The organism is Sphingorhabdus rigui (assembly GCF_014196595.1).
GTDB lineage: Bacteria > Pseudomonadota > Alphaproteobacteria > Sphingomonadales > Sphingomonadaceae > Sphingorhabdus_B > Sphingorhabdus_B rigui.
Genome location: NZ_JACIEA010000001.1, coordinates 911,537 through 933,393 on the forward strand (window position 1 = coordinate 911,537; position 21,857 = coordinate 933,393).

At 56.8% G+C, this 21,857-nt stretch carries 20 protein-coding genes; 7 read left to right on the forward strand and 13 right to left on the reverse strand.

Features of this window, described 5'->3' with window-relative positions:
* Nucleotides 1-31: 31 nt before the first annotated feature.
* Entirely contained in the window at nt 32-958 is a 927-nt protein-coding gene (miaA, locus tag GGR91_RS04265; RefSeq protein ID WP_183940361.1) for a tRNA (adenosine(37)-N6)-dimethylallyltransferase MiaA, read from the reverse strand.
* On the opposite strand from miaA, the gene serB reads away from it, so the two are divergent.
* Nucleotides 951-1,841: a phosphoserine phosphatase SerB gene (gene serB / locus GGR91_RS04270; RefSeq protein WP_183940363.1), complete on the forward strand. Its 891-nt coding sequence runs from the start codon at nt 951-953 to the stop codon at nt 1,839-1,841. The genes miaA and serB overlap by 8 nt on opposite strands.
* A gap of 73 nt (nt 1,842-1,914) precedes the next feature.
* Nucleotides 1,915-2,454 (forward strand): superoxide dismutase family protein, encoded by a 540-nt coding sequence (locus GGR91_RS04275; RefSeq protein WP_183940364.1) that lies wholly within the window; start codon nt 1,915-1,917, stop codon nt 2,452-2,454.
* A gap of 15 nt (nt 2,455-2,469) precedes the next feature.
* Here GGR91_RS04275 and GGR91_RS04280 read toward each other — a convergent pair whose 3' ends face one another.
* Nucleotides 2,470-3,222 (reverse strand): murein L,D-transpeptidase catalytic domain family protein, encoded by a 753-nt coding sequence (locus GGR91_RS04280; RefSeq protein ID WP_246337041.1) that lies wholly within the window; start codon nt 3,220-3,222, stop codon nt 2,470-2,472.
* Nucleotides 3,223-3,299: 77 nt separating this feature from the next.
* On the opposite strand from GGR91_RS04280, the gene GGR91_RS04285 reads away from it, so the two are divergent.
* The 3 genes from GGR91_RS04285 (at nt 3,300) to GGR91_RS04295 (ending at nt 6,452) form a co-directional block, all read left to right on the forward strand.
* Nucleotides 3,300-4,070 carry a L,D-transpeptidase family protein gene (locus tag GGR91_RS04285; protein WP_183940366.1) on the forward strand — a complete coding sequence of 257 codons (771 nt, stop codon included), beginning with the start codon at nt 3,300-3,302 and terminating at the stop codon, nt 4,068-4,070.
* 98 nt (nt 4,071-4,168) lie between these two features.
* On the forward strand, nt 4,169-4,621 hold the full coding sequence (locus GGR91_RS04290; RefSeq protein WP_183940368.1) for a MerR family transcriptional regulator: 453 nt from the start codon (nt 4,169-4,171) through the stop codon (nt 4,619-4,621).
* 31 nt (nt 4,622-4,652) lie between these two features.
* On the forward strand, nt 4,653-6,452 hold the full coding sequence (locus tag GGR91_RS04295; protein ID WP_183940370.1) for an acyl-CoA dehydrogenase C-terminal domain-containing protein: 1,800 nt from the start codon (nt 4,653-4,655) through the stop codon (nt 6,450-6,452).
* A gap of 63 nt (nt 6,453-6,515) precedes the next feature.
* Here GGR91_RS04295 and cysK read toward each other — a convergent pair whose 3' ends face one another.
* The 4 genes from cysK to GGR91_RS04315 all read right to left on the reverse strand — a co-directional run bounded on the left by cysK (nt 6,516) and on the right by GGR91_RS04315 (nt 12,328).
* The gene (gene cysK / locus GGR91_RS04300) at nt 6,516-7,436 is read right to left on the reverse strand and encodes a cysteine synthase A (protein ID WP_183940372.1); all 921 of its coding nucleotides are present in this window, start codon (nt 7,434-7,436) and stop codon (nt 6,516-6,518) included.
* The gene (locus GGR91_RS04305; protein WP_183940374.1) at nt 7,433-8,761 is read right to left on the reverse strand and encodes an MFS transporter; all 1,329 of its coding nucleotides are present in this window, start codon (nt 8,759-8,761) and stop codon (nt 7,433-7,435) included. Before GGR91_RS04305 ends, cysK begins: the two co-directional genes overlap by 4 nt.
* An 86-nt stretch (nt 8,762-8,847) precedes the next feature.
* Entirely contained in the window at nt 8,848-9,993 is a 1,146-nt protein-coding gene (locus GGR91_RS04310; RefSeq protein ID WP_183940376.1) for an aspartyl/asparaginyl beta-hydroxylase domain-containing protein, read from the reverse strand.
* Between the two features lie 46 nt (nt 9,994-10,039).
* Entirely contained in the window at nt 10,040-12,328 is a 2,289-nt protein-coding gene (locus GGR91_RS04315) for an ATP-dependent helicase (protein ID WP_183940377.1), read from the reverse strand.
* Nucleotides 12,329-12,431: 103 nt separating this feature from the next.
* Between GGR91_RS04315 and GGR91_RS04320 the strand changes: the two genes are divergently transcribed.
* A complete protein-coding gene (locus tag GGR91_RS04320) occupies nt 12,432-13,715 on the forward strand; it encodes an MFS transporter (protein WP_183940379.1) in 1,284 nt (427 codons plus the stop codon).
* A gap of 63 nt (nt 13,716-13,778) precedes the next feature.
* On the opposite strand, the gene rsmD is transcribed toward GGR91_RS04320, so the two are convergent.
* On the reverse strand, nt 13,779-14,333 hold the full coding sequence (rsmD, locus tag GGR91_RS04325; protein ID WP_183940381.1) for a 16S rRNA (guanine(966)-N(2))-methyltransferase RsmD: 555 nt from the start codon (nt 14,331-14,333) through the stop codon (nt 13,779-13,781).
* On the reverse strand, nt 14,333-15,178 hold the full coding sequence (locus GGR91_RS04330; RefSeq protein WP_246337043.1) for a pseudouridine synthase: 846 nt from the start codon (nt 15,176-15,178) through the stop codon (nt 14,333-14,335). The genes rsmD and GGR91_RS04330 overlap by 1 nt, the downstream gene beginning before the upstream one ends.
* 91 nt (nt 15,179-15,269) lie before the next feature.
* On the opposite strand from GGR91_RS04330, the gene GGR91_RS04335 reads away from it, so the two are divergent.
* Complete coding sequence (locus tag GGR91_RS04335; RefSeq protein WP_183940384.1) at nt 15,270-16,832, forward strand: AmpG family muropeptide MFS transporter; 1,563 nt, start codon at nt 15,270-15,272, stop codon at nt 16,830-16,832.
* A 2-nt stretch (nt 16,833-16,834) separates the two neighbouring features.
* Here the strand turns inward: GGR91_RS04335 and GGR91_RS04340 are convergent, their stop codons facing one another.
* The 5 genes from GGR91_RS04340 to GGR91_RS04360 are packed head-to-tail and all read right to left on the reverse strand — an operon-like array spanning nt 16,835 to nt 21,777.
* Nucleotides 16,835-18,175 carry a bifunctional folylpolyglutamate synthase/dihydrofolate synthase gene (locus GGR91_RS04340; RefSeq protein WP_183940386.1) on the reverse strand — a complete coding sequence of 447 codons (1,341 nt, stop codon included), beginning with the start codon at nt 18,173-18,175 and terminating at the stop codon, nt 16,835-16,837.
* A gap of 34 nt (nt 18,176-18,209) precedes the next feature.
* Nucleotides 18,210-19,064 (reverse strand): acetyl-CoA carboxylase, carboxyltransferase subunit beta, encoded by an 855-nt coding sequence (gene accD, locus GGR91_RS04345; protein ID WP_183940388.1) that lies wholly within the window; start codon nt 19,062-19,064, stop codon nt 18,210-18,212.
* Nucleotides 19,061-19,852, reverse strand: coding sequence for a tryptophan synthase subunit alpha (trpA, locus tag GGR91_RS04350; RefSeq protein ID WP_183940390.1), 792 nt, complete (start codon nt 19,850-19,852; stop codon nt 19,061-19,063). Before trpA ends, accD begins: the two co-directional genes overlap by 4 nt.
* A 55-nt stretch (nt 19,853-19,907) precedes the next feature.
* The gene (gene trpB / locus GGR91_RS04355) at nt 19,908-21,149 is read right to left on the reverse strand and encodes a tryptophan synthase subunit beta (protein ID WP_183940392.1); all 1,242 of its coding nucleotides are present in this window, start codon (nt 21,147-21,149) and stop codon (nt 19,908-19,910) included.
* Nucleotides 21,136-21,777 carry a phosphoribosylanthranilate isomerase gene (locus tag GGR91_RS04360; protein ID WP_183940394.1) on the reverse strand — a complete coding sequence of 214 codons (642 nt, stop codon included), beginning with the start codon at nt 21,775-21,777 and terminating at the stop codon, nt 21,136-21,138. The genes trpB and GGR91_RS04360 overlap by 14 nt, the downstream gene beginning before the upstream one ends.
* Between the last annotated feature and the right edge of the window lie 80 nt (nt 21,778-21,857).

Sequence of the window (21,857 nt, forward strand, 5' to 3'; positions counted from 1 at the left end):
TAGAGATTACAAAATGACATGTCAACGATAATCATTGAAATATTGTTTCAAAATAATGTCTATTTGAATCATTTATTTCATCGACGATACGAGGCCATGCGGCGGGGGCTTGGTTCCTGAACCAGGTAAACTGCCGCTTTGCATATTGGCGGGTCGCAATTTGGCCGCGTTCGATGGCTTCTGCCTCTGACATAGTGCCGTCAAGAAGCGCGGCGATCTCGGGAACGCCAATGGCGCGCATGATTGGTGCATCGTGCGGCATTTGCTGCGCCAGCAAGGCTTCAACTTCCTGAATAGCGCCGCTTTGCATCATCTGTTCAAACCGCATGTCGCACCTTTGATACAGCCATTCACGCGGTGGCAAGAGGAGGAGCGGGCGCAGCGAGATGTCTTGCGCGATGCCACCTGTCTTAATTTTGCGCCATTCGCTGATGCTGCGGCCAGTGCCCTCAATAACCTCAAGCGCGCGGGTAATACGGATGATATCTGCAGGGCCCAAGGTCGCGGCCATAGCGGGGTCGCGCTTTTGAAGCGCCGCATAGGCTTGTTCGACGGGCAGTGCCCGAATGCGGGCGCGCAATTCCGGATCGATATCGGGTATGGGTGCGATCCCATCGAGTAATGTTTGGATATATAGGCCACTGCCACCGACCAGTACAGGCAACGCGCCTGCATCATGCGCTTCCTCAATGGCGTTTTTGGCATCATTGGCCCAGCGCGCCGCCGAACAATGCGTTTGGCCGTCCAGATATCCGAATAAACGGTGCGGCGCGCTGCGTTGTTCGCTTTCGGTCGGTTGGGCGCTGAGTATCGGCAGGTCGGAATAAACCTGCGCGCTATCGGCGTTGATAATCACGACATTGCGTGACTGCGCCAATTGCAGCGCTAATGCTGTCTTGCCGCTTGCGGTTGGACCCGCAATAAGCGCGACCATCTTTTTAGGATTCGAAATGCCCATCTTAACCCTGATAGCAGCAGATTCTTTGGAAAGCGGCATAATTTCAGAAGCCTGCGACCGATTGGCTGAACATACATGCGTTCCCGAGACCACGGACTGGCTGGCGGAGGGCAGGGCCGTGGACATTCGCTTTGAAGGCGCTCTGGCAGATGCGCGCGCCGCGGTTGCCATTTTCGAAGATCGCGTCGATGTCGTCGTCCAATATGAAGAGCAGCGGCGCAAAATGCTGTTGGTTTCCGACATGGATAGCACGATGATTACGGTCGAATGCATTGATGAGCTGGCTGACTTTGCCGGAATAAAGCCCGAAATCGCCGCAATTACCGAACGGGCCATGGCGGGGGAGTTGGACTTTGCCGAGGCGCTGAAGGCGCGTGTTGCTTTGCTGGCTGGGCTTGATGCCGACATGATCCAGCAATGCCTGCACGAACGCGTCCGCCCTATGCCGGGTGCGGAGACATTGGTGCGCACCATGGCCGCATGGGGTGCACATGCTGTGCTGGTATCGGGGGGCTTTACCAGTTTCACCGGTCCCGTTGCAGCCATGCTTGGCTTTGCAGAGGTGCATGCCAATGTCCTTGAGATTGAACAGGGGCGCCTGACGGGACGTCTCGCCGCCGATATTGTCGATGCGGCGACGAAGCGGCAGGTGCTTCAATCTGCGGCAGAAACGCTCGGGTTAGACCTGAAATCCGCGCTTGCGGTCGGCGACGGCGCCAATGACATGCCGATGATCGCAGAGGCCGTATCCGCCGAAGGCCTTGGCGTGGGCTATCATCCCCGGCCGCGACTCGCTGCCGCAGCCAATTTCTCGGTACGTCATAATGATTTGACCGCGCTTCTTTTTGCGCAGGGCGTTAAACCCGACGCATGGGCACATTGAGTAGGTGAAACAAATTGAGTGCCGCAGGGTTGATGTTATGTTGGCCTGAGCGGTTTTTCCATAGGAGCATAATATGCGCGCATTTCTGCCTGTTCTACTCATCCCGGCACTAGCCAGCTGTGCGACGCTTGTGCCAACACGGTCGGGTGAGGTTTCTGAAGTCGTCACGGCTGACCTTGCGCGGGCAGATGGCAGCTGGGCAGGCGTTGCAACGATATCGCGGCGCCGGGACGGCGTGTTCCTAAGCCTATCCGCCGAAGCGCCTGTAGAAGGAACATATGGCATGCACCTTCACGCAGTTGGAAAATGCCAAGCGCCGGACTTTACGTCTGCCGGACCACATTGGAACCCTGACATGAAACAACATGGCCGGGATAACCCAATGGGTGCGCACCATGGTGATTTGCCAAATGTAACGGCTGGCGCTGATCGTAAAATAACATTGGAATATAAATTGCCCGATTTTGTGATTTCAGGACCTACCGGGCTGTTAGATGCCGATGGTGGTGCGTTGGTTATCCATGAAAAAGCAGATGATTATAAAACAGACCCCAGCGGGAACAGCGGCAAACGAATCATTTGCGGTGTCTTCAAGTCGGGCAACCGGAGCTGAAGCTAGGTCCTGTCCCTAAACTTTATCCGCATATAGAAGGCAGCCGGGGGCAACGCGCTCGAGAATGACGTTGATGTCATTTTTGGCGAAGGCAAAACAACCCTGGCTGCGGCCAATCTTACCCTGATCATGGATAAGTGACTGGTTCACATACCATGCTGGATGAATAACAATCGCGCGCGCTTCGGCTTGGTCATTCTGCGGATCCAAACCAATGAGCCGGCGAGATTCGCCATATTGGCCGATATAGGTATCGCTGACGAGGTAACTGCCAGCCGATGTCGCTTCGGACCCATGAACGTTTGAGAAATTCTGTACCCATCCGCTATGGCTAGGGTCGGAACCCTTCCCATGGGCGACCAGATAGTGCGCGGATGAACCGTTCCGTAAATCAACGATGTAAAAGCGTGGGTCGCGTGACGGTTTCGAAAAGTCGGCAAGTGCGATGAGGTCGTGATTGCGAATGCGGCTTTTATGCATGTCCAGTGCAGCTTTAGCGCGGCTGAGCAATAAAGGCGAGGGTGACCCAGCGTTGTTATTACCGGTTCCCGGGGCAAAAACGATATCAGTCGCCGTAGATGGCGCGGCAAGCAAGCTGGCACCGGCAATAGCCGATTGAATGAAGTGTCTGCGACCAATTATCATGGAAATAAGATAGGGACGAACGTTTGCCAGCAACAGTAGCGCACAGGCGCTTCGCCGCAAAACTAGGACAGTTAACCTCATTGCAGCCGGATCTGTTTTTACCGATTGCAGCGAAATTAACATCGAATTCATCTGAGTTGTTTGCTAAGATGCTTGAATTGCAGTGTGTTGCTGTATCCTGAGGGTTTAAGGCCAATTCCATGAAATTGAATGCGGGCATCCGGACATTGCATGTCATATGTGCGCTTGTGCTGTTCGCGAGCGCGCCCGGTGCTGTTGTTGCGCAGAACAGTGCTCCAGCCGTGCCGACGAACATACAGGCTAGCCCTGCTGTCGTGCCTGAAAGCGCGGTGCCGCCGCCGGTTGTTGCTCCACCTGAAATCAAACCACCCGCCGTTGCGCCGACACCAAAGCCCGTCCCAAAAAAGGGACCAGTGGATACGCTTAAGCCCGGGCAGTATGTGTGGATCCCGCAAGACCGCTATGAGGGGCCGATGAAAATCGTCATCGTGCTGGATACCCAGCGGGTCTATGTATTCCAAAATGACAAGCTGATTGGCTTCAGCACGATTTCGTCCGGTAAAAAAGGCAAAGAAACACCCATAGGTGCTTTCAATATTCTGCAAAAAAATATCGATCACAAATCCAACCTCTACAGCAATGCCCCAATGCCGTACATGCAGCGGCTCACATGGGACGGGATTGCTATACACGGCGGTTATGTACCCGGATATCCTGCATCGCATGGCTGCATTCGCTTGCCACTGCCTTTTGCGAAGTCATTGTTTGCGGTCACAAAATTGGATCAAGAAGTGGTGGTATTGAAGGATACATCGACGCCGGTAAAGCGGCCTCCGCCCAAGCCAGAACCAACGTTGGAGCCCGCGCCTGCACCCATGACTGGCGATACATTGGCCGACCCATCCGCCACCCCGCCTTCTTCCCCTCCAAAACCCGACACGCGCACTTAAACGCAGGCTATGTTACGTCGCGGCATGGGTAACTTCGTCAATTGACGTTTACGCTAACGTAAAGTAGTGACGCTAGTGCACACAAGAGGGAAGGCGCCATGGAATCAATTACGCGCGAGGAAAGGCGGGCCGATGCCACCATCGATACGCCAGACGCATTTAACCGCGATTCATTCACAATCTCGGATCTTTCGAGCGAGTTTGATGTAACCGCGCGGGCCTTGCGCTTTTATGAAGACCAAGGCTTGATTTCCCCCGAACGTCTGGGGCTTGCCCGCATTTATTCCAAGCGCGACCGCGCCCGGCTTGCGTGGATATTGCGTGCAAAGCGCGTCGGTTTCAGCCTTGCTGAAATCCGGGAGATGATTGACCTTTACGATCTGAACGATGGCCGCAATATTCAGCGCCGCGTGACCATTGAAAAATGCCGCGACAGGATCAATCTGTTAAAGGCGCAGCGTGATGATATCGAAAGCGCTATTCACGAGCTTACCCAATTTGTTTCAACCGTCGAAAAGGCAGAGGCCGCAGACAAATCTGCCACCGCCTAATTTGATATTTCCAGCCAATTAAGGATCGAAAATGCCAAGCTACACCGCCCCCGTTCGCGATATGCAGTTCATTCTCAACGAAGTATTGGCTGTTGAGCGCTTCGCCAATCTGCCCGGCTTTGAAAATGCCAGCGCGGATATGGTCGACGCGATCCTGACGGAAGGCGCCAAGTTTGTTGAGGGCGTTCTTTTTCCGTTGAACCAAGTCGGCGACTTGCAAGGCTGCACGCGCCATGAAGATGGCAGCGTCACCACGCCGGATGGCTTCAAAGAAGCCTATAAGCTTTACTGCGAAGGCGGCTGGGGCACATTGTCTGGACCCGTGGAGTTCGGCGGCCAAGGCATGCCACACATCGTCTCCATGGCGTTTGAAGAGCTTATGGCGAGTTCAAACATGGCGTTCGCGATGTATCCGGGGCTTACCCAAGGTGCGGTATCGGCGATCTTGGTGAAGGGCAGCGACGAACAGAAAGCCAAATATGCGCCGAATATGATTTCGGGCAAATGGGGCGGGACAATGAACCTGACCGAGCCGCATTGCGGAACCGATCTTGGCCTCATCCGCACCAAGGCTGTGCCCAATGATGATGGCAGCTACGCCGTTTCTGGAACGAAGATTTTCATTTCGTCGGGCGACCATGACCTGACCGAGAATATCATTCACCTCGTCTTGGCCAAGACACCCGGCGCACCGGACAGCGTCAAAGGCATTTCGCTGTTCATCGTGCCAAAGTTCCTGGTCAATGATGACGGCTCGCTTGGCGCGCGGAACACACTGTCCTGTGGTTCGATCGAACATAAAATGGGCATTCACGGCAATGCGACCTGCGTCATGAATTATGACGGCGCTACGGGTTATCTTGTCGGCGAAGAGAATAAGGGCCTCGCGGCCATGTTTATCATGATGAACATCGCGCGTCTGGGCGTTGGCCAGCAAGGCCTTGGCATTGCCGAAGTCGCTTACCAAAATGCCGTGCATTATGCGCAAGATCGCCGTCAGGGCCGCGCGCTGACCGGTCCGCAGGATCTGGAGCAGAAAGCTGACACCCTGTTCGTGCACCCCGATGTGCGCCGCATGTTGATGGATGCCAAGGCGTTTACAGAAGGTATGCGTGCCTTGTGCCTGTGGGGCGCTTTGCAAGCCGATTTGCTGCACCATGCGCAAACTGAGGAAGAACGGCAGATGGCGGACGACCTTTTGTCGCTGCTGACGCCCGTCATTAAGGGCTATGGCACAGACAAGGGCTATGAAGTCGCCACCAATGCGCAGCAAGTCTATGGCGGCCATGGCTACATCGCCGAATGGGGCATGGAACAATATGTGCGCGATGCCCGTATCGCGATGATTTACGAAGGCACCAACGGCGTACAGGCGATGGACCTTGTTGGCCGCAAGCTCGCGCAAAATGGTGGCCGGGCAATTCAGGCGCTCTTCAAGATCGTCGATGAGGAATGTGCGGCCGCAAAGGGCGGGGCACTCGCGGATTTCGCAACCCGTCTTGAAAAAGCCAGTGGCGATTTGAAGGCATCGACCATGTGGTTCATGCAAAACGGCATGGCCAATCCGAACAACATCGGTGCGGGCGCGCATCATTATATGCACATCATGGGCATCGTGGCGCTTGGCCTACAATGGCTGCGCATGGCGGAATCGGCGCAACGTGCGCTTGATGCCGGCACCGGCAATGCGGCGTTTTACGAAACCAAATTGGTGACCGCGCGCTATTTTGCCGAGCGTTATCTACCAGATTGCGGCGCGCATCGTCGCAAGATTGAGGCGGGCAGTGAAGCGTTAATGGCCTTGTCGCCAGAGATGTTCGCCGCAGCGTAACCGTTCCGGCGTTTCATGCTTAGATACAAAAATGCCGGGATATTACGTCCCGGCATTTTTTGTTTAGTCGACGGGCAAAAAGTCGGGGACCGATAAATAGCGTTCGCCGGTGTCATAGCTGAAACCAAGAACACGTGACCCCGCTGGCAATTCGGGCAGCTTCTGCGCGATGGCGGCAAGTGTCGCACCGGATGAAATGCCAACCAGCATGCCTTCTTCGCGTGCGGCGCGTCGTGCGGTTTCCTTGGCAACTTCAGGGTCGACCTGAATGACGCCATCCAACAATGCGGTGTGCAGGTTGGCGGGAATAAACCCTGCGCCAATTCCCTGAATAGCATGTGGTCCAGGCTGGCCACCGCTGATCACTGGCGACAAAGTGGGCTCCACCGCAAAGACCTTCAAATTGGGCCAGGCCTTCTTCAGAACTTCTGCGCATCCCGTGATGTGCCCACCTGTACCAACGCCCGTAATCAGGGCATCAATCGGTGTATCGGCGAAATCTGCCAATATTTCCTGCGATGTGGTGCGCACATGGACGTCGACATTGGCAGGGTTCTCAAACTGCTGCGGCATCCACGAACCCGGTGTTTGGGACACCAGTTCCAAAGCACGTTCAATCGCACCCTTCATACCCTTTTCGCGCGGGGTTAGGTCGAAGCTGGCCCCATAAGCAAGCATGAGCCGACGGCGTTCCAGCGACATGGACTCTGGCATGACGAGAATAAGCTTATAACCCTTGACTGCCGCAACCATGGCAAGGCCAACGCCGGTATTTCCGGACGTCGGTTCAATGATCGTGCCGCCGGGTTTCAGACTGCCGTCCTTCTCGGCTGCCTCGATCATGGCAAGACCAATGCGGTCCTTGATTGAACCACCGGGGTTCGACCGTTCGGATTTAATCCAGACTTCAGCATTGGGGAACATGCGCCCCATCCGGATGTGCGGGGTGTTGCCGATGGTTTCGAGGATCGATTGGGCTTTCATGGATTGCTTCCTCTATATTGTGGTTCAAATGTGCGGGCGTTTTTAAGCTCGGGGAATAGCCGCGCCCAGATTCCAGTGACCAATATGGCACCAACGCCGCCGAATACAACTGCGCCAACAGGTCCAAGGGCCGCCGCCGCCACACCGGACTGTAGCTCGCCCAATTCATTGGATGCAGAAATGGCGAGGCCAGATACCGAGCTTACGCGTCCGCGCATTTCATCTGGGGTGTTCAGCTGAACCAATGATGATCGGACATAGACGGACAACATGTCTGACGCGCCAAGGATGATGAGTGAGATTAACGCGACCGCCATGCCAGCCCCCATGTTGAGGAAACCGATGCGCGCATCGCCAAAAACATGGCTGCCAATTTCGTGGCTTAGGCCAAATCCAATCGTTGCGACGCCAAAGACCACCACCGCCCAAAGCATTTTGGCGCCAACATTGTGGCGTAATGGCCAGATCGCGAGCATCAGCGCAACGACGGAGGCTCCGACTGCTGGCGCGGCGCGCAGCTGGCCAAGACCATCCGGTCCGACCATCAGGATATCGCGCGCATACACGGGCAGCATTGCGGTGGCACCGGCAAGCAGGACGGCAAATAGGTCCAGCGTAATGGCACCCAACAGAAATCGTTCGGACCATGTATACCGCAGACCATCAATCATTTGCCTTATGGGATGGATTTTTCTTTCCATGCGCGGCGGATGGACTGGCTTCACACAGCTAAGGCTGATTGTGGCGGCCAACATCAAACCTGCCGAAACCCAATAAGGCAGCGACGCACTCTCGGCGAACATCAGACCGCCTGCGGCTGGACCAAAAACGGACCCGACTTGCCACGCGATGGAACTCAGTGCGATGGCGCGCGGCAATGCCGGCGGTGGAACAATGTTGGGCGCGATCGCGGACATGGACGGCCCTACAAATACGCGGGCGACGCCATGCAACGCGGCAAACAGGAAAAGCAGGGGCAGGGTAAGCCCATCGACATAAGTGAACCATCCAAGCGCCAACGCCACCATCATGTCGATGCTGTTGGCAAGCCGCGCGACTGTCCGACGTTCCCACCGGTCTGCGGCCCATCCGGCAACAGGGGTCAACAATGCAAGTGGCACGAATTGCACAAGGCCCAGCAATCCAAGCTGCAGCGACGCTTCGCGAATGGACATGCCATAGTCACTGCGCGCGATGTCATAGGCTTGGTAACCGATAACGACGACCATCCCCATTGTTGCCAGCACCGCCATAAAGCGTGCGAGCCAATAATAGCGAAAGTCAGCGATGCTGAGCGGGTGGATGTTGGGGGGCGTGTCAGACATGATGCGTTCGCCTATCGGCTGGTCTTGCCCAAGGCAATGAGGAGATTTTCATGACGCCGCTAGCGGCCATTTCACGAGGCCAGATATTATCCTGCATCTTCGGGCATGCCGTGATAGTCGTTGATCGTTTCGAAAATGGTGGTGAGCGCAGCCTGTTCCTCAGCGGAAATCTCCGGCCTCCAGACTTCGAATAACAATATAACGCGGGTATCCGTGCTTTTATTCCATGCCTCATGTTCGAAGCTGTCGTCAAAAATGAGGGCCTCGCCTGTGTGCCATGCACGCGTCTCGTTGCCGACGCGAATGGCGCAGTCGTCGGGAACGATGAGCGGAATATGGCAAATCAACCGTGTGTTCAAAAGCCCATGATGCGGCTGAATATGCGTGCCGGGCTTAAGCAATGACCATAAGGCAATGGGCGAACGTTTATCGATGCGCGGCATCGGCGCCAATTCCAGCGCAGCCATCGTCGCCGGACAACGCGACGCGTTGGCTTCAACTTTTTCGCCGTTGCGCCAAAAATAAAACGCGCCCCAGCTTGGATCATTGATCAGCGGGTTTGCCGCTCTCGGCCGGTCACTGCTCGCCTCGACATAGGGTGCGAAGTCTTGCCCATTGGCCAACACTGCGCGCAATTCCGCTTGCATCGCCGGTACTGCATTTTCGACTTCGGCTATCCACGGAAATTCCGAACGCTCGTAAAATTGCCGTTGCGGGAGCCCAGGAAAATAAAAACTCGAAGGCTGCTGCACGTATAGCTGCTTTTTGCCGAGCAACATGTCGATTGCCGTGCCAACCCTGCCGTCGCGATGCAAACCCGCTTGCGCAAGCCCGTCAACCAAATGCTGTTCGAATTTCGCCTGAACGTGCACGATGAAATCGCGCGCGCGGTTCAACATGGGGTGCAGCGATGCCGGCACGTCTGGCATCGTCGCGGCTTGGTTAAGCGCGGCTTGAAAGAACGCGTTTGCTGCCCGATCATCGCCCAAGCGCGCTTTTAACTCGCCCGACAAAATTAAGGCTGGCAAATGGCGTGGTTCGATTTCCAATTGGCGCTGCAACGCAGCTTCTTCGGCTTTGGCATCTCCGGCCAGGCTGCAGGCTTGCGCCATCATGAGCCACGGCATCTGGGCATCGGGCAATTCCGACAGCAAGCGCATCGCGGAAGACGCGTCGCGGCGGCCAAGCGCGGCTCTTGCGTCCGATATGATGTGTGCAGCCCCCGCAGTCATGGCTTTCCATAACCGCAAAGCGATAGGCATTACCAGAGCAGATACGTCAGCTGATCGTTACAAAACTGTCCATCACCCGTTTGCGGCCCGCCTGTTCGAATTCGATCTCAAGCTTATTGCCTTCGATCTCCGCGATTTCGCCATAACCGAATTTCTCGTGAAAGACGCGCAGGCCGATGCTGAGGTCGCTGCGACCTTTATTGCCAAGGCTGACCGCGCTGCGTGTGTTTTCCGGTATGCGCTGTGGGCGCGGGTTAAATCCGCCGGATGTGGCTGCCCGTTGCCAGCCGGGACCACGCGCATTGCTGCGGCCTTGGTTGGCGGCGGCCAGATGCGCGAACGGGTCCGTTTGTTCGCTCCAGTTGGCACGCCAAAGTGATGCGCCGCCTGTCATGGTTTGCTCGGCCTCAATATGGTCGAGCGGCAGTTCCTCAATGAAACGGCTGGGAATGCTGCTGGTCCATTGGCCATAAATGCGGCGGTTTGCCGCATGGATGATGGTGCACCGACGTTTCGCGCGGGTTATTGCGACATAGGCCAGCCGGCGTTCTTCTTCCAACGAAGCAAGGCCGCCTTCATCAAGCGCACGTTGCGAAGGGAATATGCCTTCCTCCCATCCGACGAGGAAGACATTGTCATATTCAAGGCCCTTGGCGGCATGAATGGTCATGATCGTGACGCTTGCGCCGGTATCGCCGCGGTCATTGTCCATAACCAGGCTGACATGTTCCAAAAACTCGCCAAGCGTTTCATATTCTTCCATCGCGCGCGCAAGTTCGCTTAGGTTTTCGAGGCGGGCCGATGCTTCGGTGCTGCGTTCGGCCTGCAAAACGGCCGTATAGCCGCATTCATCCATGATCAGCCGCGTCAGGTTCGCTGGCGACATATGCGCCGCTTCGTCGCGCCAACGGGCGATATCGACCACCAGATCGGCGAGCGACTTGCGCGCCTTGCCGGTCAACTCATCAGTTCCAACCAATCGCGCGGCGGCGACTGAAAGCGGGGTGCGCTCGGCACGGGCAACAATGTGGATTTTTTCGACCGCTTTATCGCCGATACCGCGTTTTGGGACGTTGACGATACGTTCGAACGCCAAGTCGTCGGCCGGCTGGTTTACGATACGCAAATAGGCAATGGCATCGCGAATTTCGGCGCGTTCGTAAAAGCGAAAACCGCCGACTATCCGATAGTTAACGCCGATTTGTATGAAGCGGTCTTCGAATTCGCGTGTTTGATGCTGCGCGCGCACGAGTATAGCCACGCTGTCGAGGCTCTCGCCTTTATATTGCAACGCTTCAATTTCTTCGCCGACGCGGCGGGCTTCTTCTGGACCATCCCAGACCCCGATGATGCGGACCTTTTCGCCATCGTCGAGTTCCGTCCACAATGTCTTGCCGAGCCGCGTGCTGTTGGCGTCAATGAGGCCAGAGGCCGCCGCCAAAATATGCGGCGTGCTGCGATAATTTTGTTCGAGCTTAATCGTCTTCGCGCCGGGGAAATCTTTTTCAAAACGCAGGATGTTGGCAACCTCTGCGCCGCGCCATGAATAAATGCTTTGGTCATCGTCACCGACGCAGCAAATATTTTTGCGTTTTTGGGCGAGCAAGCGCAGCCAGAGATATTGGACGGCGTTCGTATCCTGATATTCGTCGACGAGAATATATTTAAACTGGGCCTGATATTTTTCGAGGATGTCGCGGTTGTTTTTCAACAGATTCAGCCCGTGGAGCAACAAATCGCCAAAATCACACGCGTTCAGGGCAAGCAAGCGCGCCTGATACAGCGCGTACATCCGTTGCCCCTTACCATTGGCGAAAGCCTCATTATCACCAGCGTCCAAATCTGCCGGTGACTTGCCCGCGTTTTTCCATTTGTCCAATAATGCGGCAAGCCCGCGCGCCGGAAATCGTTTCTCGTCCAAATCTTCCGACTGGATCAACTGCTTGAGCAATCTGATCTGATCATCGGTGTCGATAATCGTAAAATTGCTCTGTAGCCCGATTATTTCGGCGTGGCGACGCAGCAGCTTTGCGCCAATGCTGTGGAACGTGCCAAGCCATGGCATGCCTTCCACCGCGGAGCCGACCATAGCGCCAATACGCTCACGCATTTCACGCGCGGCTTTGTTGGTGAAGGTCACGGCGAGAATTTCGGACGGCCATGCAAGGCGCGTGTACAAAATCTGCGCCATTCGCGCGGTTAATGCGGCCGTTTTGCCTGTGCCCGCTCCGGCCAGCAGAAGCACGGGGCCTTCGGTTGTCAAAACGGCTTCGCGCTGGGGCGCGTTCAAACCGTCCAACCAAGGCGGCGTCGGGGCAGGGGAGGGGTGATTCACGTGCGAACGATTAGGGAACAGATCATCGAAGGGCAATGCACTTTTCCGCTTTCCTTTCGCCGCCGTCGGTGTCAGCAGAAATGTAAGACAAGGGGGAAGTACAATGACAACCACCAACGCAGGTGAAGCCGCAACCGCGCCTGAACCGTCGCATCGTCGGATTCTTGGCGCGGCCATGGCCGGAACAGCCGTCGAATTTTATGATTTCTATATTTTCGCAACGGCGGCTTCGCTGGTCTTTGGCCCGCTATTCTTTCCGCAATCGAGCCCCGAGGCTCAGTTGCTGCAAAGCTGGCTGACCTTTGCGTTGGCCTTTATTGCCCGGCCGGTTGGCGCGCTGGTATTTGGTCATTATGGCGACCGCATCGGGCGTAAGGCAACGCTTGTCTGGTCGTTGATGATCATGGGCGTATCGACTTTTCTGATTGCGCTGCTGCCGACCTACGCCGTTGCCGGTTGGATCGCGCCGGCGCTTTTATGCCTTTTGCGTTTCGGTCAGGGCTTTGGACTTGGGGGCGAATGGGGCGGAGCCGCGTTGCTTGCGGTTGAAAATGCACCCAAGGGCAAGGTCGCGCGCTATGGAATGTTCCCGCAACTCGGCGCGCCTGTGGGTTTCATCCTTTCGAACGGCCTGTTCCTGATACTTGGCCTCATACTCAGCGATTCCGAGTTCCGTGAATGGGGCTGGCGCATTCCGTTTGTGTTGAGCGCTCTTTTGGTCGGCATGGGTTTGTGGGTCCGCCTTCGTTTGACCGAAACACCAGCATTTGCCGCGGCGCTGGAAGAGGCTCCGCCGCCGCGCGTTCCCATGGCAGAGGTTGTGCGCACCCACCCACGCCAACTGTTCGGCGGTACATTTGCGGCGATCGCCTGCTTTGCGGTCTTCTATCTCTCGACCGCTTTTGCGCTCGGCTATGGCACAACCAAATTGGGCATCGCGCGCGAGGCGTTTCTGGGCATCCAGCTCATCTCGATCCTGTTCATGGCCGCTGGTATCATTGTTTCGGGTTACTGGGCCGATCGGACCAGCCCGGCCCGGGTGCTAGCGATTGGATGTGTGGCGCTGGTTGGCGCAAGTTTCACAACCGGGCCTTGGCTAGGCAGCGGTGACCTGATGCTCACCGGCATGTATCTTTCGCTGCTGCTCTTTGTGATGGGGCTGGTTTACGGACCACTTGGCGCATGGCTGCCGGGGCTGTTCGCTGCGCGTGTGCGCTATACGGGCGCATCGATCTGTTTCAACGCAGCGGGGATATTGGGTGGCGCGCTGGCCCCTAACATCGCTTTGAAACTATCGGAATTAGGCCTCGAATATGTCGGCTATTATCTGGCTGCTATTGCGCTGTTCAGCCTTGCCGGGCTTTGGATGCTACGCCCGGCGAAATAGCCGCCCGTCCAGGATCACAAAGCCGGCGGCAATCAACACGCCGCCGCCGGCTTGGCGCGGCGTTCATGCCTGATCATGATCCGGACGCAGCAATGTGATCCGTGCTTTGCCGACGTTGCGCACAGTATCGACGGTGAAGCCCTTGACCTCGACATCCTCTTTGATGCTGGTCTCGACGCTGATCCATGCGGAGGGTGCAAACCATCCAAAACGGCCAAGCTTGTCGAGCGCTACCGATCCAGCACCGCTGAGATAGGGTGGGTCCATCAGGACGATGTCCGCAGGCCTTAAAGCGCTGCCCATCGACAGTACCGACGATTTGCGGACATCGCATCGGTCCTTGCCGCCGAGTTTTGCGATATTCTTTTCAAGCGCGTCGAGTGCCAAATGGTCCTGCTCGACAAAGGTGCAATGCGCGGCGCCGCGCGACAAAGCTTCAAGGCCAAGCGCCCCTGAACCTGCAAAAAGGTCCAGCACCCGCAAATCGTCGAATGAACCGAGCCGACTGGTGAGCATGGAAAACAATGTCTCGCGCGTACGATCGGCCGTGGGCCTTGTCGTATCACCCTTGGGCGCCACCAACGGACGTGAACGCCACTCCCCTGAAATGATCCGCATTATTTCAAAGTCTTTCGAAATTCGATGAGGTCGACGCGCCGCACTTCGCCGACAGTGCCGGGTGCAAGCTCACCCAATACAAATGGCCCATAACGCGTGCGGATAAGACGGCTGACTTCGAGCCCAAGATGTTCAAGGACACGGCGCACTTCGCGATTCTTGCCCTCGGTCAGCGTCATTTCAACCCAACCATTGCGGCCGGTCCGGCGCTCCAGATTGGCGTCGATTTTGCCATATTTGACGCCTTCAATTTCAATGCCGTGGATCAGCTCTTCCAGCTGTTCTTGACTGACGTCACCAAAGCAGCGTGCGCGATATGTCCGCTCCACGCCGGTGGACGGTAATTCCATCTGGCGTTTGAATTCACCGTCATTGGTGAGCAGCAACAAGCCTTCCGTGTTCAAATCCAACCGCCCAATGGGCATAAGGCGCGGCAGGTCTGTGGGTAGAACGTCGTAAATCGTCTTGCGCCCGCTAAAGTCGCGTTCGGCCGTCAGGCAGCCCTCGGGCTTATGGAACATGTACAATTGCGTCGGCGCAGGTTGGCCCACGGCCTTGCCATCCACCGCCACACCGCGCAGCGATTTTAGCAATGTTGCGGGGGTTTCGACCTTCTCATCATTCAACGTCACACGGCCATCGGCAATCATGCGTTCGATTTCGCGACGCGAGGCGACACCAGCGCGCGCGAGCAGCTTTGCGATACGTTCTTCGCCATCCTTACGCTCCAATGCACCTTTGCTTGGCGCGGCGTTCGGGTTGGGTTTACGGACGGGTTTGCTGTCCCAACGCAGGCGCGGAGGCTTGGCTGGACGGGCAGGGGCTTTTAAAGGAGGTTTTACCATAAAGCGCCTTTGACGCATGTTGCTTCAAAAGTCACTGGCCATTCAGGAAAATGCCGTTAGTCATCTGCGCAACACGCTCGGAGGGGTCCGTATGTCAGTTGATTTGCAACGTTTTATCATTTTTGCAGCTATTTTGATTGCATTGCCGGTTATCGCAATGCTGGTTCCGGCCTTTCGGCCCTATATGCGCAAAAACCCGGTGATTACGTTCCTGCTGGGCATTTCGAGCGGCTTTCCGTTGACGTTGCTGGTAGCAACAATGACATTCTGGCTGGCGAAGGTCGGCATCGACACCGCGACCATCGGTTTTGCCGTGGCATTGGGCATTCCCTACACGATCAAATTCCTGTGGGCGCCATTGGTGGATAAGCTGCACTTGCCAGTGCTTACCAAGATATTCGGCCAACGCCGCAGCTGGCTGTTCGTCATTCAGGCATTGCTGTTTGTGTCGATCTGGCAACTCGGCGCCAGCAACCCGCAGCCGGGCGAGATGGGCCTTTTCGCGATTTGGGCACTGATAACCGCCTTCCTTTCTGCGACACAGGACATTGTTATCGACGCCTATCGTATCGAGATTTTGGAAGAAGAAGAATTCGCCCATGGTACCGCAACCAACCAGTTTGGCTATCGCACCGGCAATCTGATCGCTGGCGCAGGCACGATCTATTTTGCCTCTCAGGAAGGGCTGGGGCTTGGCTGGGCAACCGCTTATGGGCTGACTGCCTTTTGCATCATCCCTGCCATCATTGGTGCCCTGTGGGCCGGACCGGGCAAGTTTGTTGACCGCTTTGCCCATGTGGAGGGCATGAAGCCAAAGCAGTGGCTGATAGAGGCCGTGGTGAACCCGTTCCGCGAGTTCCTGACGCGGCATGGCGCGTTCCTCATTCTTGGTTTTGTGCTGGTCTACAAGGTGGGCGATGCCATGGGGCAGGCGATGCTGAGCCCGATGATCGTGGACCTTGGCTTTTCCGATCTGGATTACATTTCGGCGAACAAATTGTGGGGCTTTGGCGCACTGATTGTGGGTTCCGCGCTTGGGGCGCCATTCATCCTATGGCTTGGCATGGGCCGCGCGCTGCTGATTTCGGGTCTGTTGATGATGTTCTCCAACGTCATGTTTATGATATTGGCGGCGACGGGTAACAGTTATTGGATGATGGTTGCGGCGATCTGCACCGAAAATTTGACCAGCGGTATCGGCCTGACGGTATTTGCGACCTATTTGTCGGGACTATCGAGCATCGCCTACACCGCAACGCAATTTGCGCTGCTGTCGTCCTTTGCGGGCGTGGGCCGCACGTTCATGGCGGGCCCGGCTGGGATCGTTGCGGAAAATGTCGGTTGGGTGGGCTTTTGGGGCTTCACCGTCGTGGCAGCCATTCCGGGCATGGTCTTGCTCTGGCTGCTGTGGAGCAAAGGCTATGTCGTTCAAAGCATTCATCAGGTTGAAGCGGTGAACGAGAAGGCTTTGAAAGAGCCCGTCGGGCCATTGCGTATCTTCGGATTTTTGCTCGTGGTGGCGGGCCTCATCGGGCTATTGCTTTCGCAGCCGCTAGAATTTGCCAACAGCATCACGGCGATTTTTGCGGCCGTGTTGGTAGCAGGTGGGCTGCTTGCTTGGAAAGGGCAGCCTAAGCGCTTGACGCAGCCTTAAAGTCAGTCTGGACTTTGGTCGTTCAGCCGTAACACTTCACCGGCAAGATAGAGCGAACCGCAGATCAACACATTCGATGGCTGGCGATGGCTTGCAATGCGTTCCATCGCAGCGTCAACGTCGCCCTCAGGGGCGGCCACTGCGATGCCAAGATCATCTTTCGCTATCCGGCACAAATCCAACGGGTCATGATGCTCATGGCCCGCAATCGGCACGGCGGATAGCGATTCAATTTCGTGTGCGAACGGCGCAAGGAAACCAAGCGCGTCTTTGTTAATCAACATGCCGATGATGACGTGAACGGGCGCGCCGTCCTCAAGCGTTTTGGCAATCGCCGCCCCGGCATCGGGGTTGTGCCCGCCGTCGAGCCAGACGGTTGAACCCGTCGGCAGTCGGTCAGTCAGCGGCCCCGCAGACAATGTTTGCATCCGTGCGGGCCAGCGTGTCCACTCCATCGCGGCAGACAGCGCTGCCTCCGGAATATGGATCGCCGTTTGATGGCGCAGCATTGCAATGGCCAAAGCCGCATTGTCGGCCTGATGTGCGCCTATCATGCGGGGAAGGGGCAGGTTAAGCTTTCCGGCGGCGTCGCGGTAATGCAAACGGTCATCATAGACGGCCGCATCCCAGCTTTCACCGCGTGCGTGCAACGGTGCGTTGTGCAATATGGCTTGCGTGGCAACGGTGTTGGCCATCGATGCTGAATATTTTTGCGTGAGCAGGTGTGATCCCGGCTTTGCAATTCCAGCCTTTTCAAAGGCGATGCGGTCGAGCGGCGGCATATCGGGAACACCGTCCTCCGCCGCCAACAAGAAGCCTTCATGATCCAATCCCAAGGATGCAATCGCGCACGCCACGGGCTGCGTGAGCACATTGGTTGCATCCAACCGGCCACCCAGGCCGACTTCGACGATGCACGCATCGGCTGGCGTCCGCGCAAAGGCGCAAAAGGCAACTGCGGTGGTGACTTCAAAGAAGCTCGCTTCCAGCCCTTCGGCATGGTCCAAAACCTCCGAAAGCAGCGCGGATAAGCTCACGTTATCGATCAGCTTGCCCGCAACGCGGATCCGCTCATTGAAACGCACCAGATGCGGGCTTGAATAGACATGCGTCGTCATGCCCGCCGCCTCAATCGCTCCGCGCAAAAACGCGCAGGTCGAACCTTTGCCGTTGGTGCCAGAGACATGGAACACCGGCGGAAGATTATGGTGCGGATTACCGAGGCGGTCCAGCAACGCAGCAATGCGCGTTAGCCCCAAGACATCCTTGCCGGGCGACAACATGGTCAGCCGGTCCAATTGCGCCTGAACAGCAGGGTCAGAGGAAATGGCGTGGTCAGGCATGCGGGAATGACAATATAGACTGGTTGTCGTTTACTTAAGCCGCCTTCTTCTCTGGCGCGAGGTACCCGACGAGCTGCGACAATACGCCGCGGAGTTCGTGGCGGTGGGTGACCATGTCGATCATGCCATGTTCCAACAGATATTCGGCGCGCTGGAATCCTTCGGGCAGTTTCTCGCGAATTGTCTGCTCAATCACCCGCTGTCCGGCAAAACCAATCAATGCGCCTGGCTCTGCAATCTGGACATCGCCCAGCATCGCGTAAGACGCGGTGACACCGCCGGTGGTGGGGTCGGTAAGCACAACGATGTAGGGCAGTCCCGCATCATGCAGCATCTGAATGGCGACGGTCGAACGCGGCATCTGCATCAGGCTCAATATGCCTTCCTGCATGCGTGCGCCGCCTGCGGCTGTGAAGATGATGTAGGGGCATTTCGCGCGGATCGCGGCCTTTACAGCGTCAATGAATGCCTCACCAACCGCCATGCCCATGGAACCGCCCATGAAGGCGAAATCCTGAACACTGACCACGACAGGCTGGCCGTTGATTTCGCCACGTGCGCTCATCATCGCGTCTTGCTCACCTGTTGCGAGGCGGGCGGCTTTGATGCGGTCGATATATCTCTTGGTATCTTTGAACTTCAACGGGTCTTCGCCGACAACGGGCGGCTTAAGCACGTCATAGCTGTCGTCATCGAACAATGCGGCAAAGCGTTCGGCGGGGCCAATGCGGCCGTGATGGTCACATTTCGGGCAGACAGACTGGTTTTCCTCAAATTCCTTGAGGAAGATCATCGCCTGACAGCCCTTACACTTGTGCCAGAGCGTTTCGGCCGTTTCGCGCTTGGCGATGAAGGGAATGGCGTTGCGGACGCGGGTGACCCAGTTCATGCGGAGGCCTTTCTGGCTGTGACGATTGCGTGCTTAAGGGATGCCACATAATCGCGGACTGGACCAGCGGCGTTGACGCCATGTGTGGCGACGAGTTCGACGATTGCGGAACCAACAACAACGCCATCGGCAACGCGGGCGATGTTGGCGGCTTGTTCGGGTGTGCGGACACCAAAGCCAACCGCGATGGGTAGATCGGTATGGGCCTTTAGCCGGGCCACAGCCTCATCAATGCTGGTCTGCGCCGCGACTTGCAGGCCGGTGATACCGGCGACCGAGACATAATATAGGAAGCCCGATGCGCCATTCAGGACGGCGGGCAAGCGCGCGGTGTCGGTGGTGGGCGTTGCGAGACGAATGAGGTCAATGCCCGCGCTGCGCAAGGCAGGGCCAAGCTCAGGGTCTTCCTCTGGCGGAATGTCAACGCAGATGACGCCATCTACGCCCGCTTTGTTACATTCGGATGCGAACCAGTCGCCGCCACGGATCGTCATCGGGTTGGCATAACCCATCAGCACCAAGGGCGTGTCTGGATGGCGTTTGCGAAAGGCTGAGGCGAGGGCGAAGATATCCGCCGTGGTGGTGCCAGCGTTCAGGCTGCGGATGTTCGCTTCCTGAATGGCGGGGCCGTCGGCCATCGGGTCCGTGAATGGCATGCCAAGTTCAATAACATCCGCGCCACCCGCGACGAGCGCATCGAGATTGGCTGCGGTGTCGCCGTCACCCGCAGTGATAAAGGCGACGAGGGCGGGGTGGGCTTTGGCAAAGGCGGTGGAGAGGCGGGTCATGCAACCAACCCCTCGTTATCCTGAACGTGTTTCAGGATAACCAAAGTCGGGCCGTTCATATCGAAGTCCCCAAAGCCTCAGCGACGGTGAAAATATCCTTGTCACCACGACCGCAGAGGTTGGCGAGGATGATCTGGTCACGGTCCATCTTCTTCGCTTCGCGTTCCACCGCTGCAATGGCGTGGGCAGGCTCTAGCGCGGGAATAATGCCTTCGGTGCGGCAGAGCAATTGGAACGCGGCAAGCGCTTCGGTGTCGGTCACGCTGTCGTAACGCACGCGGCCGATTTCCTTGAGCCAGCTATGCTCTGGGCCAATGCCGGGATAATCGAGGCCCGCCGAAATTGAATGCGCCTCGGCGATTTGGCCGTCGTCATCCTGCAACAAATAGGTCTTGTTGCCGTGCAAGATGCCCGGGCGACCGCCCGCAAGGCTGGCGGCATGTTCTTTTTCAAGACCATGACCCGCCGCTTCAATGCCAAGCATTTGAACGTCTTTGTCGTCCAAAAACGGGTGGAAAAGGCCAATGGCGTTTGATCCGCCGCCAATGGCTGCAACCAACAAATCGGGCAGGCGGTTGATGCGGCTCAGCATCTGCGCGCGCGCTTCCTTGCCGATGACGCTTTGGAAATCGCGGACCAATTCAGGATAGGGATGTGGGCCAGCGGCTGTGCCAATGATGTAGAATGTGTCGTGGACATTGGCGACCCAGTCGCGAAGTCCTTCGTTCATTGCGTCCTTCAACGTGCCAGCACCGCTGGTAACCGGAATGACCTCCGCGCCTAACAAGCGCATGCGGAAGACATTGGGCTGCTGCCGTTCAATGTCCTTCGCACCCATATAGATGAAGCAAGGCAGGCCAAAACGTGCGCAGACGGTTGCCGTGGCAACGCCATGCTGGCCAGCGCCAGTTTCCGCGATGATCCGCGTCTTACCCATCCGGATGGCGAGCAATATCTGGCCAATGCAATTGTTGATCTTGTGCGCGCCCGTGTGGTTCAGCTCGTCGCGTTTGAACCAGATTTGCGCGCCTTTGCCTGCGGGTGCGTTTTTGCGGACTTCCTCTGTCAGGCGCTCGGCATAATAAAGCGGCGACGGACGACCGACATAATGCTCCAGCAAATCATCGAACTGGGCCGCAAATGCCGGGTCCTGTTTTGCGGCGCGATATTCGCGTTCTAGGTCGAGCACGAGCGGCATGAGCGTTTCGGCGACATAGCGACCACCGAACTGGCCGAAATGGCCGCGATCGTCGGGTTGGTTGCGGAATGAGTTTGGTGTGAGTTCAGCTGTTGTCATGGTTGCGCACCGCTTGGCAGAAGGCCGCAATCTTGTCCATATCCTTGATGCCCGGCGCGGACTCAACGCCAGACGAGGTATCGACCAATATCGCGCGAGTTTGCCGCAGGGCTTCTCCAACATTGTCGGGGTTCAGACCGCCGGCAAGCCCCCAAGGCAGCTTGTGCTTATGCTGGTTGAGCAAGGACCAGTCGAACCGCGTACCCGTGCCGCCGGGCAATGCTTGCGCCGGCGCATCAAATAGGATGAGGTCTGCTGCGCCTTCATATTGGTCCGCATTTTTAAGCGTTGCGGCGTCTTTCACCCCAAAGGCTTTCCAGATTTCGATGTCGACCGCGCTTTTTAAAACGCGCAAATATTGGTGCGTTTCCGATCCGTGAAATTGCACGATATCGGGTTTTACGACTTCAATAGCCTTGGCGGTAAAGCCGGGCTCGGCGTTCACCAGCAGCAGGACGACCTTTACACCGGCGGGCGCGCGCATCCGCAACGCAGCGGCTTGTTCTAAGGGAACGGAACGCGGGCTCGGTTCATAGAGATTAAGACCGATGTGTGTCGCGCCTGACTTAGCAGCCGCATCAACGGTATGTTCGTCTTTCAGGCCACAGATTTTGATTTGTGTTTGCATCGGGCGCTAATAGCGGAGCGGTTGGTCCCCGTCATGCTGAACTTGCTTAACCTCGCGTGATTTTATGTCCGCGTCTTGCG